The sequence below is a fragment of the Devosia sp. Z11_6 genome, assembly GCF_058133665.1.
This window is the reverse complement of record NZ_JBYUNQ010000003.1, coordinates 197,145-211,822: the sequence shown is the minus strand read 5'-3', so window position 1 is coordinate 211,822 and position 14,678 is coordinate 197,145. Positions and strand designations below refer to the sequence as shown.

The 14,678-nt window shown below is 64.4% G+C and carries 15 protein-coding genes; 2 read left to right on the top strand and 13 right to left on the bottom strand.

Annotation, left to right across the window (positions count from 1 at the left end; all coding sequences use genetic code 11):
• Positions 1 to 55 precede the first annotated feature (55 nt).
• Genes AC3YMN_RS10370 through AC3YMN_RS10345 form a run of 6 tightly spaced genes read right to left on the bottom strand, consistent with a single transcriptional unit; the run spans position 56 to position 6,238 of the window.
• On the bottom strand, positions 56 to 1,000 hold the full coding sequence (locus AC3YMN_RS10370; RefSeq protein ID WP_489889957.1) for an acetamidase/formamidase family protein: 945 nt from the start codon (positions 998 to 1,000) through the stop codon (positions 56 to 58).
• Positions 990 to 2,606, bottom strand: coding sequence for an ABC transporter substrate-binding protein (locus AC3YMN_RS10365; protein ID WP_489889956.1), 1,617 nt, complete (start codon positions 2,604 to 2,606; stop codon positions 990 to 992). The genes AC3YMN_RS10370 and AC3YMN_RS10365 overlap by 11 nt, the downstream gene beginning before the upstream one ends.
• Positions 2,607 to 2,660: 54 nt before the next feature.
• Complete coding sequence (locus AC3YMN_RS10360; protein WP_489889955.1) at positions 2,661 to 3,581, bottom strand: ABC transporter permease; 921 nt, start codon at positions 3,579 to 3,581, stop codon at positions 2,661 to 2,663.
• Positions 3,578 to 4,468: an ABC transporter permease gene (locus tag AC3YMN_RS10355; RefSeq protein WP_489890193.1), complete on the bottom strand. Its 891-nt coding sequence runs from the start codon at positions 4,466 to 4,468 to the stop codon at positions 3,578 to 3,580. The genes AC3YMN_RS10360 and AC3YMN_RS10355 overlap by 4 nt, the downstream gene beginning before the upstream one ends.
• Before the next feature lies 1 nt (position 4,469).
• Entirely contained in the window at positions 4,470 to 5,078 is a 609-nt protein-coding gene (locus AC3YMN_RS10350) for an ANTAR domain-containing response regulator (RefSeq protein WP_489889954.1), read from the bottom strand.
• Positions 5,075 to 6,238, bottom strand: coding sequence for a transporter substrate-binding protein (locus AC3YMN_RS10345; protein ID WP_489889953.1), 1,164 nt, complete (start codon positions 6,236 to 6,238; stop codon positions 5,075 to 5,077). The genes AC3YMN_RS10350 and AC3YMN_RS10345 overlap by 4 nt, the downstream gene beginning before the upstream one ends.
• Before the next feature lie 891 nt (positions 6,239 to 7,129).
• Between AC3YMN_RS10345 and clcA the strand changes: the two genes are divergently transcribed.
• A complete protein-coding gene (gene clcA, locus AC3YMN_RS10340; RefSeq protein ID WP_489889952.1) occupies positions 7,130 to 8,470 on the top strand; it encodes a H(+)/Cl(-) exchange transporter ClcA in 1,341 nt (446 codons plus the stop codon).
• Positions 8,471 to 8,570: 100 nt separating this feature from the next.
• Here clcA and AC3YMN_RS10335 read toward each other — a convergent pair whose 3' ends face one another.
• The 7 genes from AC3YMN_RS10335 to AC3YMN_RS10305 all read right to left on the bottom strand — a co-directional run bounded on the left by AC3YMN_RS10335 (position 8,571) and on the right by AC3YMN_RS10305 (position 14,122).
• The gene (locus AC3YMN_RS10335) at positions 8,571 to 9,263 is read right to left on the bottom strand and encodes a VIT1/CCC1 transporter family protein (RefSeq protein WP_127753001.1); all 693 of its coding nucleotides are present in this window, start codon (positions 9,261 to 9,263) and stop codon (positions 8,571 to 8,573) included.
• Between the two features lie 32 nt (positions 9,264 to 9,295).
• The gene (gene ftsH / locus AC3YMN_RS10330; RefSeq protein ID WP_489889951.1) at positions 9,296 to 11,308 is read right to left on the bottom strand and encodes an ATP-dependent zinc metalloprotease FtsH; all 2,013 of its coding nucleotides are present in this window, start codon (positions 11,306 to 11,308) and stop codon (positions 9,296 to 9,298) included.
• Positions 11,309 to 11,577: 269 nt separating this feature from the next.
• Positions 11,578 to 11,874 carry a DUF2934 domain-containing protein gene (locus AC3YMN_RS10325; protein WP_489889950.1) on the bottom strand — a complete coding sequence of 99 codons (297 nt, stop codon included), beginning with the start codon at positions 11,872 to 11,874 and terminating at the stop codon, positions 11,578 to 11,580.
• A gap of 101 nt (positions 11,875 to 11,975) precedes the next feature.
• The gene (locus AC3YMN_RS10320; RefSeq protein WP_489889949.1) at positions 11,976 to 12,212 is read right to left on the bottom strand and encodes a hypothetical protein; all 237 of its coding nucleotides are present in this window, start codon (positions 12,210 to 12,212) and stop codon (positions 11,976 to 11,978) included.
• 229 nt (positions 12,213 to 12,441) lie between these two features.
• Positions 12,442 to 12,915, bottom strand: coding sequence for a BA14K family protein (locus AC3YMN_RS10315; RefSeq protein ID WP_172123276.1), 474 nt, complete (start codon positions 12,913 to 12,915; stop codon positions 12,442 to 12,444).
• A gap of 152 nt (positions 12,916 to 13,067) precedes the next feature.
• Positions 13,068 to 13,574, bottom strand: coding sequence for an SH3 domain-containing protein (locus AC3YMN_RS10310; RefSeq protein WP_489889948.1), 507 nt, complete (start codon positions 13,572 to 13,574; stop codon positions 13,068 to 13,070).
• A 77-nt stretch (positions 13,575 to 13,651) separates the two neighbouring features.
• Positions 13,652 to 14,122: a GNAT family N-acetyltransferase gene (locus tag AC3YMN_RS10305; RefSeq protein WP_489889947.1), complete on the bottom strand. Its 471-nt coding sequence runs from the start codon at positions 14,120 to 14,122 to the stop codon at positions 13,652 to 13,654.
• Between the two features lie 158 nt (positions 14,123 to 14,280).
• On the opposite strand from AC3YMN_RS10305, the gene AC3YMN_RS10300 reads away from it, so the two are divergent.
• A complete protein-coding gene (locus tag AC3YMN_RS10300) occupies positions 14,281 to 14,664 on the top strand; it encodes a rhodanese-like domain-containing protein (RefSeq protein WP_489889946.1) in 384 nt (127 codons plus the stop codon).
• The last annotated feature ends 14 nt before the right edge of the window (positions 14,665 to 14,678 follow it).

Below are 14,678 nucleotides of genomic sequence, written 5' to 3'. Positions count from 1 at the left end.
CTCCCCGGGAAGGGGAGAGCGGGCGTGCGGGTTGCCACGATGGCTGGGCAGGGTGTCACTCAAAGACGATCCTGGGGAAGTAGAAGGAAACGACCCAGTTGGGCATGTCGACGATCTCGGAAATGCGCAGATCCCCACATACCGAGCAGAGCATATAGGCGTCTTCCGCGCTGATCCCGTGCAGCTTGCCGAGCAGGTCGACCATGTTGCCAACGGCGGCACGAGCCCCGGCCATCAAGTCGGGTCCGATGCCGGTGGTGACCTCATAGCCCTTGATGTCGAGATGGTTGGTGACCGGGCCCGGCGTCGTGAAGCGCGGGAAGGTTAGGTTTGCGCCCTTGATCAGCTCGAACTTGAGCGAGATGTTCATCTGGCTCTCGATCGCGGTGCCGCAAACTTCGCCATCGCCCTGGGCGGCATGGGTGTCGCCCACCGAGAACAGCGCGCCTTCCACCTCGACCGGCAGGTAGAGAACGGTGCCAGTGCTGAGATCGCGGATGTCGAGATTGCCACCGACGCGGCGCGGCGGCACGACCGAATGGGTGCCCGCCTCGGCCGGCGCCACCCCGATCGTGCCCGGGAACGCCTTGAGCGGCACCTTGCCCTTGTCGGAATAAAGGGTGGGCGCCATGGATGCCGCATCATACTTCCAGAGCAGTAGCGCCGGATCGGTGAACTGATCGGCGAGGAGCCCAAATCCGGGGATATTGGCCGTCCAGCCAAAGCCCGAGGGCTGGAAGCCATCAATGGTGATCTTGAGCGCATCGCCGGGCTGGGCGCCATCGACCAGGATGGGGCCGGTGACGGGATTGACCTTCGAGAAGTCAAGCGTGGAGACATCGGCCACGGTGCTGTCGGCGGTAAAATGACCCGAGCCGCTGTCATGGCACTCGAACAGAACAGTTGAACCGGGCGCCACCGTTTGCACGGGCGGGATCGAACGATCCCACCCGAAATGATGATGCGCGCGGTGAATGGTGTAGTCGCAGTTACTGCACATCTTTGGCAAACACGTGATCGTAGTGGACGGGGATATGGACGGGGTCGACGAAAATGGCGTCGGGACCGCCCAGGCGTTCGGAGCGGAGGGTGAAACGCTGCTCGTTGAAGATGGGCACCCAGGGGGCGTCCTCCATCACGCCGAGAAAGACGTCACGCCACATCTGCTCGCGCTCGGCCTGCTTGGCCGGATCGGTCACGGAGTCAGCGGCGACGGCCTGGGCGTCGAGGTCCTCATTGCAGTATTTGGACCAGTTCCAGCCGCCTTCAACGGCGCCAGCGCAGCCCAGGATCGGGCCATAGAAGTTGGAGGGATCGGGGAAGTCGGCGATCCAGGCCATGCCGCCCGACCAGATTATCGGGGCCGAGCCGTTGCCGCCGGCTTCGATCACATTGGCCTGGGCGAGGGAGCTGATCTCGGCCGTGATGCCGATGGCGGCCAGATCCTGCTGGATGGCCTGGGCAATGCGCGGATTGGGATCGGTGTTGTAGACAAAGAGCTCTGTGGCAAATCCATCGGGATGACCGGCTTCGGCCAGCAGCGCCTTGGCCGCTTCCAGATCATAGGCATAGCCCTCATAGTCCGGCGCATAGCCAGGCATGGTCGGGGGCAGGGGCTGGTTGGCGGGAACGGCCCGGCCATTGATCACACGAACAATGCGATCCTTGTTGATCGCCATGTTGACGGCCTGGCGCACCTTGAGGTCGTCAAAGGGCGGCTGGGTGACGTTTAGGGTGATATAGCCGGTGTGAAGCTGGCCGCCTTCAACGATGAGGCCTTCATAATCGGGGTTCTGGCTGACCTGGACGAACTGGGCGGGCGGAATGCCGTCGCCGGGCATGTCGATCTCGCCGTTCTGGAAGCGGAGCAGCGCGACGCTGGGCTCGACGCCGACCTCGAAGGTGATCTGGTCGAGCTTGGGCAGACCCGGCTCCCAGTAATCGGTGTTGCGCTCGAAAACGAGGCGCTGGCCCAGCGTCCATTCCGCCAGCTTGAAGGCGCCGGTGCCGACGGGGTGGGTGGCGAAATCGGCGCCCCATTCCTCGACGGCTTCCTTGGGGACGATGGAGGCGAAGTTGAGCGCCATGACATGCAGGAACGTGGCATCGGGGCGGGTGAGCTTGACCGAGACCGTGAGCGGATCAACCACCGTTACGCCCGCAAGCTCGGTCGCTTCGCCGGCCGCCATGGCATCAAAGCCCTCGATGGAGGCGAAGAAGCCGGCGCCCGGGCTTTGCGTTGCCGGGTTCGTAACGCGCTCGAACGAGTATTTCACGTCATCCGCGGTCATGTCGCGGCCGTTGTGGAATTTGACACCGGGGCGCAGCTTGAAGGTATAGGTCAGCTGGTCCGGGGACAGTTCATAGCTTTCCGCGAGGCCCTGGCTCAGGGTCGAAGTGCCCGGCTCGTAATCCATTAGGCCATCAAAGAGCGACTTGATCATGGACCAGTTCTGCCAGTCATAGCCGATGGCGGGATCTAGGGTCGCCACGTCGTTTTGATAGGTGACGATCATGGCGCCACCCTGCTTGGCGTCCTGCGCCATTGTGGGTGAGGCGGCGAGAAGGACGGCGAAGGCAACCCCCGCCAGCAGTGATTTGCGCATCTTGTGGTTTCTCCCTGGAACGGCGTTTGTTTGAACAGGCACTTGGATCCTCGCTCAGCGCAGCTTGATGCGGGGATCGATGAAGGGGGCGGCAAGGTCGGCGAGCAGATTGCCGATGACGATGGCGCAGGCGGAAACCAGCGTCACACCCATGATGATGGGGATATCGACGCGCTGGATCGCCTGCCAGGCGAGCTGGCCGATGCCGGGCCAGCTAAAGACGCTTTCCACCACGACGATGCCGGACATGAAGATGCCGATATCGATGCCGATCATCGCGAGGATCGGCAGGATGGCGTTAGGGACGGCGTGGCGCAGCAGCACCTGGTGGCGCTTGATGCCCTTGGCTTCGGCGGTGCGGATGAAATCCTGGCGCAGCACCTCGATCATGGAGGAGCGCATCATCCGCGCATACCAGCCGGCGCCGAGCAGCCCGAGGGTCAGGGACGGCAGCACCAGATGCTGGAAGGTGCCGTAGCCGCCGATGGGGAACCAGCCCAGCTGCACGGCAAACACATAAAGCAGCAGGATGCCGGCGACGAACTGGGGTGCTGATACGCCCACAAATGAGGCAACCATCAGGGTGTTGTCGAAGGCCGAGCCGCGGCGCACCGCGGCCAGCACGCCCAGCGTGAGGCCGATCACCAGTTCGCAGACAATGCCGCCGGCCATCAGCAGAAGGCTTGCCGGCAAGCGCGACGCGATGAGATCAGCGACTTCGGTGCGCTGCAGATAGGAGCGGCCGAGGTCGCCCTGCAGCAGGCCGGTGAGATAGCGCCAGTATTGCTCGTAAACGGGCCGGTCGAGGCCCAATTGCTGGCGAATGCTTTCCACCGTTTCGGCGGTGGCGCTGCGGCCGGCGATCTGGCGCACGGGATCGGCGGGGAGGAGATAAAGCAGGGCATAGGTGATGAGGCTGATGCCAAAGAGGATCAGCACGGCCTGCAGCAACCGCCGAAGCACATACAGCGTCATGGCTGGCGCCCCCGCGAGGTGGGATCGAGAATGTCGCGCAGGGCGTCGCCGACAAGGTTGAAGCCCAGGGCCAGGAGGATGATGGCAAAGCCCGGGATGAAAACGAGCCAGGGCGCGGAGGCGAAATAGCTCTGGTTCTCGAAGATGATGTTGCCCCAGGAGGGGGTGGGCGGCCGCACCCCGACGCCAAGAAAGCTCAGCGTTGCTTCCAGCAGCACGGTGGTGGAGATCCCCAGCGTCGCCCAGACGATGATGGTGGACACGAGATGGGGCAGGATGTGGCGGAAGAGGATGAGGGCCGAGCCGGCACCCAGCGAGCGTTCGGCGGTGATGAAGTCGCGCTCGGCCAGTGAGCTGGTTTCGGCGTAAAGGACGCGCGCCACCTGCACCCAGTTGACCATGGCGATGACGATGGCGACGATCCAGAGGCTCGGGCGGAAGATCGCCGCGAGCACGATGGCGAGGAGCAGGGCGGGAAAGCTCATCATCAGATCGGTGAAGCGCATGAGGACGGTGCCGATGATGCCGCGGAAATAGCCGGCGGTGATCCCGACTAGGGCGCCGATGGTCACGGCAATGCCGTTGGCGACCACCCCGATAGTGAGCGAAGTCTGGGCGCCATAGATGAGCCGGCTGAGGAGATCTCGGCCGAGGAGATCGGTGCCGAACCAGAACTGCGCATTGGGCGGCAGCGGGGCGCCTTCGATGGTGAGGCCCTCGAAGAACTGCTCGCCCGGATCATAGGGGGCGACAAATGGGGCAAAGACCGCGGCCGCGACGACGAGGGTGATGATGAGGAGGCCGATCACGGCGAGCGGGCGATGGAGCAATTGGGACAGCACCGAAGCGGGCTTGACCGGCGCGGCGGGAACGCCTCCGGTTGCCAGTTCAGGCGCGAGAACGTCGGTCACTGTGCTCCCCTTCCTGGTGCACCAAGCGGGCAGCCATGATCTCGATGGTGACGCGCTGGCTCATCGCCATCTGGCGCAGGATGTCGTAGGCCGCACTGGCCGTGCCCGCGCCTGCGACCATCAGCTGGGCAGTGGCTTCGGCTACCACCTGACGGCCGGCGAGCTGGTCGCGTAGTCCGGCCAGTTCGGCCTGGAGCGCGGTGCGCTGCCGGAAGGCCGATGTGGCGATCACGAGTGCCGCATAGATGCCGCCGCTGCCCACCGGCTTGAGCAGATGCGCATCGGCGCCTTGCCGGAGGGCCCAGGCGAGCCGTCCCGGCGCTTCCGAGCCAATGAGGGCAATGGTGGGCATGGGCGCGGTGCCGGCCGGCCAGGGGAACTGCCCGTCATGGCCCATGTCGGCGTCGAAAAACAGCAGGTCGATGGGGGCACTGGCGGCGTCGGGCGCCAGTTCGGGCCAGCACACGGTTGGGCGGATGCCCAGCTGTTCGAGCTGGCGCACAATGGCGTCGACCACGGCGTGCGGGCGGTGCAGGATCGCGGCGCGCTGGCCGACGAAATTGGGGGTGAGATCGGCCGTTCTCATTTCACCACCCGCAAATTGCTGCCGGCGCGCACCCGGTCCGCGGCGGGAACGACGAGGCTGGTATGGGCGAGATAGGGGTCGGGTGCGATCGGCTCGTCGCGCTGCTCGATGATGGCGAGCGCGCCGCTGGCGGTGACCCGGGCCATGTGAGGGGTGAGAACGGCGTGGTTGTTGGCAGCCATGATTTGCAGCGGCCCCAGGGGGGTGGAGGGCGTGGCCTGGCTAAGCGACGCGAGCACGGATTTGCCGTCCTCCTCGCCCGCCGCAACGAGGCCGGCGACTAGGAGCTGCACGGCGCTATAGGCCTGGGCGAAGAAGGCCGAGACCGGCTGGCTGGTGGCGTCAAGCTTACCGAGGAAATGCTGGTTGGCTGATGTCGGCAGGGCCTGGAAGTAGGGGGCGATCGTGTAGAGCCCCGCGGCCTTGTGGCCGAGCAGCGCCGCTTCCCCTTCGGCCAGATTGCAGCTCACCACCGGGCGCTTCTCCATGGAGAAATCGGGATCGGCCTCACCCAGGGCATGATACGCCTCGAGGAACGAATAGGAAGATGGACCGATCAGCGTATTGAGCACGAAGTCAGGGCGCTTGAGACGGATGTCCCGCAGGATATGGCCGAGATCGGCGTCGCCGAGGGGAGCATAGCGTTCACCCGCAACGGAGCCGCCGGATTGCTCGATGATGTCCCGGGCGATGCGGTTGGTTTCCCAGCCCCAGATATAATTGGAGCCCACAAGATAGCCGTTGCTGCCGAAGCGGGGCAGGATGTGCTGCAGCAGCGGCAGGATGTGCTGGTTGGGGCAGGCGCCGAGATAGACCACCTGCTCGTTGCACTCAAAGCCCTCGTAAGGGCAGGGGTACCAGAGGGTTGCGTCGTGCTTTTCGAGCACGGGGATAACTTCCTTGCGGCTCCATGAGGTGGTGCAACCAATGATATGGCGGGCGCCGGTTGCAATGATCTCCGCCGCCATGCCGGCATAGCGCTCGGTGATGCCATGCGGATCGCGATGCTCGGCCAGAATGCGGAAGGGCAGGGTGCCGCTGGCATTAAGCGCCTGGACGGCGAGCTGCGCCCCGGCAAGGCCTTCGCGCCCGAGCGCCGCATAGGCGCCGGTGGTGGAGAACAGTAGGCCAACTGTCACAGTTTGTTCGAGAACGGACAAACCAGGCTCCAAAACAAAAAAGCCCCACCCGGCGGCCAGATGGTCGTCCGAATGGGGCGCAAATGCCCGCAAGGCTTATGTTCTTGGCAGTGCAGCACCGGCTTGGAGCCAAGTCAATCAGAATCGGCCTTCGGGTTGAGCAAGAAGTTGCGGTGCCGAACCATTGGGCAGAGTGCTCACATTGTGGCGGCAGCGAGCTGACGCGCCTGCACTAAAAGCCGCACCGGCCTTGGGCCGTGCGGGTATGGGGCAGGCGGGCATCGCAGCAAGAACTGCGACATGGGGCGAAGTTCGCCTCGGTGCCGGTCGTCCGGCGGGAAATAAAAGGTGAAGCAAGCTTCGCCCCATGTTCTATCGGAGACTCTTCGGTGAGGACCGTCCGTGGCTAGACCCGTGCCAAACGCCAGAAGCCCTGGGGCTTCATGGACCGGGGGATGAAATCGGTCCCGGATCATCCTCGTCCCGAAGGAATTTGGGCGACCCCAAACCCATCCGATATTCCCGCACCGACCGTTCGTCGCGACCGCGCAGCTTGCCCGGGAACAAGGGGATTGTGCCTGAGGTTTTCGGGGGCGGGGATAAGTTTTTGGGGGTGGTGATGGCCGCCCTCGTGGTTCGAGGCCGCGCTACGCTTCGCACCTCACCATGAGGGCTCCCGCGCAGTTCCGCGCATTTTGGACCTCCGGAGCCCTTGTGGTGGGGTGCACAGCGGAGCCTCGAATTCCGGAGGGCGGCGCGCGGATGCTGGCTGCGCGAATGGAAGTGGAAACCATGGTTAAACAAACTTGTCGCGGCAGGGGGTTCGTTTCCCGCCCTCGCGCGTAACCCTTCAGAGCTGGCCAGCCTTTGAAGCTGCGGGCCGCCGCAGTGTTGGCCCGGAGGGGTGGACGCATGGACTATCCTGCTCCAGCACGATCCAGACCCGACGAGCGCCGGGCGCAGCGGCGGTATCTCGCCCTGGCCGTGATGGTGGGGATCATCGCGGGGACGATCGGGTCGATGTTCCACCTCGCGATCAATGCCCTGCTGCAATGGCCCGCGCAGCTGCGCCAAATTGTGGACGGGCCGCTGCTGGTACTCGCGGCAGCGCTGATCACCATGACAGTGACGGTGGCAGCTGTGGCGCTCGTGCGCCATTGGGCGCCCGAGGCCAGCGGCAGCGGTGTCCAGGAAGTGGAAGGGGCGATGGATGGCCTGCGCGAGATCCACTGGACGCGAGTGCTGCCGATCAAGTTTTTCGCCGGTGCGGCGGCGATCGGCTCGGGGCTGGTGCTGGGACGCGAAGGGCCGACCATCCATATCGGCGCGTCGGTGGCGGCGATGCTCTCGGCGCGCTTCCAGCTGACGGCCACGGAGCGCAGCGGCTTGCTGGCGGCGGGCGCGGCCGCGGGCTTGGCTTGTGCCTTCAATTCGCCGATTGCCGCGGTTTTGTTCGTGATCGAGGAAACGCGGCGGCAATTTCCCTATCGCTATAGCACCTATATGGGCGTGATCATTGCCGCGCTGCTCGCCACCGTAGTGACCCAATGGATCGGCGGTGCTGTTCCGGACCTTGCGCTCGCTGCGCCGGAAGTGCCGTTGCCCATGCTGCCCTTGTTCGTGCTGCTCGGCTGTGTGCTTGGTGGTGTGGGCGTCGCGCTCAACGCTTGCATCCTCAAGGCCCTGGCTTTTGCCGGAGCAGCGCAGGAACGGGCGCCCTATCTATACCCGGCCGTGGTCGGGCTGCTGGTGGGGGCGCTGCTGGCCCTGTTTCCACAAACGGTGACGGGCGGAGAAGCGCTGATCCCGGCACTGGTGCGTGAGCAGCCCGGCGTGGTGGTGCTGCTGGCCCTGGCGGCCGCGCGGTTCTGCACCACGGTCGGTAGCTATTCAACGGGCGTGCCGGGTGGGATCTTCGCGCCGATCCTGTCGCTGGCGGGATGCGTTGGGCTGGCCTTCGCCGCCCTTGCCAGTGCTGCAATGCCCGATGCCGGCGTGGTGCCGGCGGCCTTTGCCATTGCCGCAATGGGCGGACTTTTCACCGCCTCGGTCCGCGCGCCGATGGTGGGGGTGGTGCTGACGCTCGAACTCACCGGTGCCTACGAGTCGACGGTGCCGCTGCTGACCACCTGCCTTGCAGCCAATCTGGCTGCGCAGTGGTTGGGCGGCCGACCGATCTACGAGCAGTTGCTGGAGCGCACGCTCACGCTGGCCGGCATCAAGGCACCGGCAAAGCCGGCCAATGATGGATAACGGCGACGCCGGGGTGATGGCCCGGCGCAAGGGCTTGCCGAAAAGCGCTTTTGCCGGGCTGATTACCGGCTCTGCATTGTGGCCCCGGGGCCGCCGGCAGCTAAAGGGCGACGCCGAAGAGCCAGCCGGCAGCCGAGGTGATCACCATCGCGAGCGCCCCCCAGCCGACCACCCGCACCATGGGCATGAAGATCGGGGTTTTGCCGGCCCAGGCACCAAGCCCTCCCAGAAGAGCGAGCCCTGCCAGCGTTACCGCATAAAGCGGCAGCAGGGTTTGACCGGCAGCGGCGAAATAGGCTGTGGCAACGGGGATGATGGCGCCGGCGGCAAAACTGGCGGCAGAAGCAGCGGCGGCCTGCACCGGGCGAGCCAGGGTGCCCTGATCGATGCCGAGTTCCTCGCGGGCATGCACGGCCAGCGCGTCGTGTTGCATCATCTGCGTGGCGACGGTGCGGGCCAGGGCTTCATCAAGCCCGCGCGACGCATAGATGGCAGTGAGCTCGTTGAGTTCACCTTCGGGGTCGGCTTGGAGTTCCTGGGTTTCGCGGGCAAGGTCCGAGCGCTCGGCGTCGCGTTGCGAACTGACCGAAACATATTCGCCTGCCGCCATCGACAAAGCGCCCGAGATCGCCCCGGCCAGTCCGGCGAGGAGGATAGCGGTCCTGTCGCCCGAGCCGGCGGCCACACCGGCAACGAGGCTAGCCGTTGAAAGCAGTCCGTCATTGGCGCCCAGAACTGCGGCACGCAGCCAGCCGATCCGATTGGTAACATGGTCTTCCCGATGCGCCGCCATGAGGGTTCCTTTGCGCGGGGCTGCAGCCCCATCTAGTCGGCGCCAGCGGGTGTCAGCGCTTCCTGGGGCGGCTGGTCTGGCTGGTTGGTTTCCCCGGAAAGGCCGGTGACGGCCAGAATCTCGTGCTCGTCAAGCGTTTCCCGGTCCAGGAGGGCGTGGGCAAGGGCATCGAGCTTGCCGCGATGTTCGCGCAACAGGGCTTTGGCTTGCTCATGGCACTCATTGATGATCCGAAGCACTTCGGAGTCCACCAGCCGCGCGGTTTCCTCGCTATAGGGCTTGTCATTGCCCAGCATGCCCTGGCCAGTCCAGGCGTTCTGGCGCGGGGCCAGTTGCACCATGCCGAGCTTGTCGCTCATGCCCCAGCGGGTGACCATCTGGCGGGCCAATTGGGTGGCCTGCTCGATATCGTTTTCCGCGCCCGTGGTGCGGGTGCCATAAACGATTTCTTCGGCGGCCCGCCCGCCCAGCATCCCCACGATCTTGGCCAGGAGATAGCTCTCTGGGTAGTTGTAGCGGTCCGTGAGCGGGCGCTGATAAGTCACGCCCAGCGCCTGCCCGCGGGGCACGATGGTGACGCGCTGCACCGGGTCGGCGCCTGGGACTACGAGGCCCAGAATGGCGTGGCCGCCTTCGTGATAAGCGACGCGCTCCTTGTCGGCTTCGCTCAGGATGATGGGGCGTTCGGGACCCAGGATGATCTTTTCAAGCGCATCGATGAAGTCCTTTTGATGCACTTCTTCTTCTTCGCGGCGAGCGGCGAGGAGCGCGGCTTCGTTGACGAGGTTGCGAATATCGGCGCCCGACAGACCGGGCGTGGTTTTGGCGAGATGGGCAAGATCCACATCAGCCGCCAAGGGGATCTTGCGGGTATGCACCTTGAAGATCGCTTCGCGGCCATTGCTGTCGGGAAGATTGACCACGACACGGCGGTCGAAGCGGCCGGGGCGGAGCAGGGCGCGGTCCAGCACGTCGGGCTGGTTGGTGGCGGCGAGCACGATGATGCCCTCGCGGCTGGAAAAACCGTCCATTTCGGTCAGGATCTGGTTGAGGGTCTGCTCCTGTTCGCTGGCGCCGCCGAGCACCGCCTGGCCGCGGGCGCGACCGATGGAGTCGATCTCGTCGATGAAGATGATGGCCGGTGCATGTTTGCGGGCATCCTGAAACAGGTCGCGCACGCGGGCGGCGCCAACGCCCACGATCATTTCCACGAACTCCGAACCACTCATGGAAAAGAACGGCACATCGGCTTCTCCGGCCACGGCGCGAGCGAGCAGTGTCTTGCCGGTGCCGGGCGCGCCAACGAGCAGAACGCCCTTGGGCGCAGTGCCGCCGAGGCGGGTGTATTTGGCGGGATTGCGCAGGAAATCAACGATTTCCACCAGTTCGTTCTTGGCTTCCTCGATGCCCGCAACATCGTTGAAGGTGACCTTGCTGTCGGTTTCCTTGTCGAAGCGTTTGGCCCGGCTTTTGCCGATCCCCGATATACCGGCCATGCCGCCCAACATGCCACCCCCTTGCTTGGCGGCGCGGCGGAACAGCCAGACATAAAGCCCGATGATGATCAGGGCCGGCCCGAAGGCGTAAAGCAGGGTGACAAACAGATTGGGTTCGGTCTGGAGCGGGGTGGCGCGGATATCCACGCCATGCTCGATCAGCTCGGTATCGAGCCCTGGGTCGACGAACATGGGCAGGATGGTGGTAAAATCCTGAATGGTGCGCGGGGTGCCGGCGGGTTGCCCCTCCGTGGCGGGCGGCGCCCATTCGATGGGCGCCTTGAACCTGCCTTCGACCCGGTCGCCCTGGGTATGGATGGCTTCCACATTGTCGCGCGCCAGTTCCGCACGGAAGGTCGTGTAGGAGATCGGCTCGGGGGCTCCGGGCGCCGGAAACAACAAACTGACGACGAGATAGTTGATTGCCAGCAGCGCCAGGAACCACAGCCAAGTGCGTCTGGATGGCATTGTCGGCTGCGGCTTGGTGCCCGTCGGCGTGCGCTCGGGCGGTTTGCGCTCGGGCGGTGTGCTGGCCTGGTTTCCTGACATTCATCCCACCTTGAAGCTAAGCTGGACAACGAAGTCTACGTCGATGCGCTACGGGTCATCACTGGATGATTGAAGGAATGGCAGGGCGTGGTGCGCCTCGGCTCAATGCAGGCAAACGGAGGGCGAAAACCATTGGTTCCGCTCCTACCTGGGCAAGGCGGGACTTATCCTTAAGGATTGTGCCTCGCTCGCTCCGCGGCGAAACGGAGCGGGCAAGGGGCGCGGGCTAGGCGCCCTGGCGCGGCCGCCGCGAGAAGGGCACCCTGCCGCTATTCGGAATTTTCACCCCGCGCAGTGCCGGTGGCGTTGCCAGCGGTTTGGCCGCCACCGGTGCCAATGCTACCCACGTTGGGAGCCCCGCCGACCGGCGCAATGCCGCCGGGCTGCAGATTGGTGCTGAGGCCGGACGGCGCCTGGGTCGGGCGATCCGAGCTGTTCTCGTCTTCCGCCGTCATTTCCGCGACGGCATCCATGTAATTCTGGAACTCACGTCCTTCGGGGCGGCCTTCCCGTTCCCAGATCTGGTGCGCGCGGCGCTTGATGTCTTCGTCGTCGAGTGTCGGCATTTGGATCTCCTCCTTAGCGGCCAAAATGCGCGACAAAAAGGGAGGGTTCGGCCATTGCTGCCCAGGTTAGCGCCCGATGTTTCCCGGACGCGGACTAGCGATCACGCCTTGCTGTAAAGCGTCGTTACCCGATCCGGGCTTGGTTGGTTGAGTTGCGTCACCCGGGCGCGCAGGCGGGTGATATCGCCGATGGTGTGCAGTTCTTCGTGCAGCACTTTCATTGCGGCCGCTTCGGGGGTGGAGGCAAATACCGTGCTCACCTCCGACTGCTGGGCGCGCCCCTCAGGATCGGTGTTGTAGGATTCCACCCGATATTCGTGCTGCTCGCTGGTACTCATGCTCACTCCAAAGCTGCAGTCTAGCACGGAGGGGCAAGTTTTTAACACCGGTGCTGCGCCGTCTAGGGCTGATCGCCCGCACGCACCGACATGCACACCGGAAGGATCAATCGGCGGCGGACCGGCAGTTTTGGTTCCGGATCGCCAGTGTTCAGGTGACGCGGTAAGCTCCGCCAAAACAAAAAAGGCGGCTCCGAAGAGCCGCCTTGCTGGAGGATTTTAGACGCGCTTAGCGCATATAGGGGGATACGCACTGCTGGCGCGGCCCGTTAAAGGGCTGGAAGGTGTTGTCCGAAGCGCGGTACGAGCGGTACTGGCTTTCGCACCAGCGCAGATGCTCGCGGGTGATGCGGACCGGGCCCGAATTGCTGTTGTTGTTGTTCTGGTTGGAAATCGCACCACCGATGATGGCACCAGCGATGAAGGCCGCCGGTGGGAACCAGTAGCCGTTGTGCTGACGCCAGCCCGAGCGGCGTTCCCGCGAGCCACGGTGACCATTATAGTAGCCATAGTTGCCACGGCGCTCGAAGCCACCACGGCGGTGGTCACGGTCACGACCGCGATCCCATCCACGGTTCTGGACAGTGAGGAACTGCGCTTCGGAAGTGATTTGCAGCGGCTGTGCTGCTGCCGGGACGCTTGCTGCGCCAAAGCTGGTGATTGCCATAAGAGCGGCGCAGGCGCCCGCCATAATCTTTTTCATGTTTTTTGCTCCTTGTTCGCCCACCGCGATGATTAGGGAATGCCGCGGGGGATAAATCGTTCGGGTATGAACGAAAATTAAGTTCAACAGGTCGAGAGCATCTACATCAAACGGGCGATAAAGCCGCGGGCGAGGAGATGCCCCAGTGTTCCTCACTGGCCTGACAAATAGCGGCGGTTAGCCCAGCCTTCCCAGCCAGCGGCCCGCACCTTCTGCCAGCTGCCAACAGCATAGGGCAGGAAGGCGATATCGCATTGCCGTGGGCTAAGGCCCGCCAGGATGCGCGAGCTTGGGGAGGGATAAGCGCGCAGGTTGAGGACGTCATTCCGCGCAACGCCAGTGACGCAATAGATTGCCGGCGATACCATGGATATATAGCGGCGGTTGACCCAGCCGGAATAATGCCCGTCCTCGATGGGGCACCATGAACCCTGGCATGCCGCCATGACCATGACCCCGCAACTGCCATAGGGCAGGGTGGTCACGACCCGGCTGCTGGTACCCGGGCGGGAGCGGACGTTGAGCGCATCAGTGGCGGGGATGTTGACGACGCAATGTTCCTCCCCTTGCACCACCTGAGCCTGCGCGGTGACGCCCGAGCCCAGCAAGGCCGACAGCGCGGTCGCGCCGGCAATAAGCAAAAGCTTGATCTTGGACATGGCTACCTCCTCTTTGCGCCGACACTAGAAGGGGTGAGGTGAACCGCGCCTGAACGGAGCGGGAAACCGTTGTGGCGCTAGCCGATGGATTTGGTCATCACCGGCACCACGGGGCCAAGCGGGGTTTTTTCTTTGCCGACCACGGTGAAACCTTGTGCCTGGTAGAACGGCACTGCTGTGGTGCCGGCCACAACCCGGATGCCGGTGGCTTGCCGCATCAGCAGCTCGCGCTCAACCGCCTCGAGGATCTGCCGGCCAATGCCGCGGCGCCAATAAGGTGGATCAACGAACATGCCGGCCAGCTCGGCAAACTCGCTGCCCCCGATGCTGAAGGCGGCAAAGCCTACCGGCGCCCCATTGGCTTCGGCTACGACGATCTGGCCGTGACGGAGCAAATCTTCGTCGATCCGGAAATGCCCTGGCGCTTCGGTCAGGCGGCGCAGCACCTCGCCCGTTTCAACGGCAAGCGAAGCATTGAGCATCACCTGGTTCAGCAGCGGCCGGTCTTCAAGCCGTGCCTGGCGGATCGTTACGGCTGGTCGGGACATGATGCGAGCAATAGGCCCTTCGCTCCTGGCGGGTCAATGCGGCAGGTTCCCCGAGGAGGTGGCAGTGGTGGCCGGGCGGGTGGGCTTCCCGACGGGGTGACTGGCCTCGCATGGCGCAGAGGCGTAGGCTGCGCCTGATCGATCAAGAGGAGGACGCGATGACGACCAATGTGAAAGAGCTTTTGTCGGCGGCCAATGCAGAAGTCCCACGGATATCGCCCGAGGACGCGCGCCGGATGGTTGCCGAAGAGCATGCGGTGATCGTGGATGTGCGCGACATGCCCGAGCTGCAGGCCAGCGGCAAAATCCCGGGATCCGTCCACATCCCGCGTGGGATGCTCGAGTTTCGAGCCGACGAGGCGACGCAATATCATGACGCCAACCTAGCCAAGGACCGCCCGGTGATCCTGCATTGTGCCTCCGGCGGCCGCTCGGCCCTTGCCGGCAAGACCCTCAAGGATATGGGCTATCAGCAAGTGTTTAACCTTGGTGGCTTCAAGGACTGGGTCGAGGATGGCGGCGAGGTCGAAAAGCTTTCCTAGCCGGGATCCCCCCG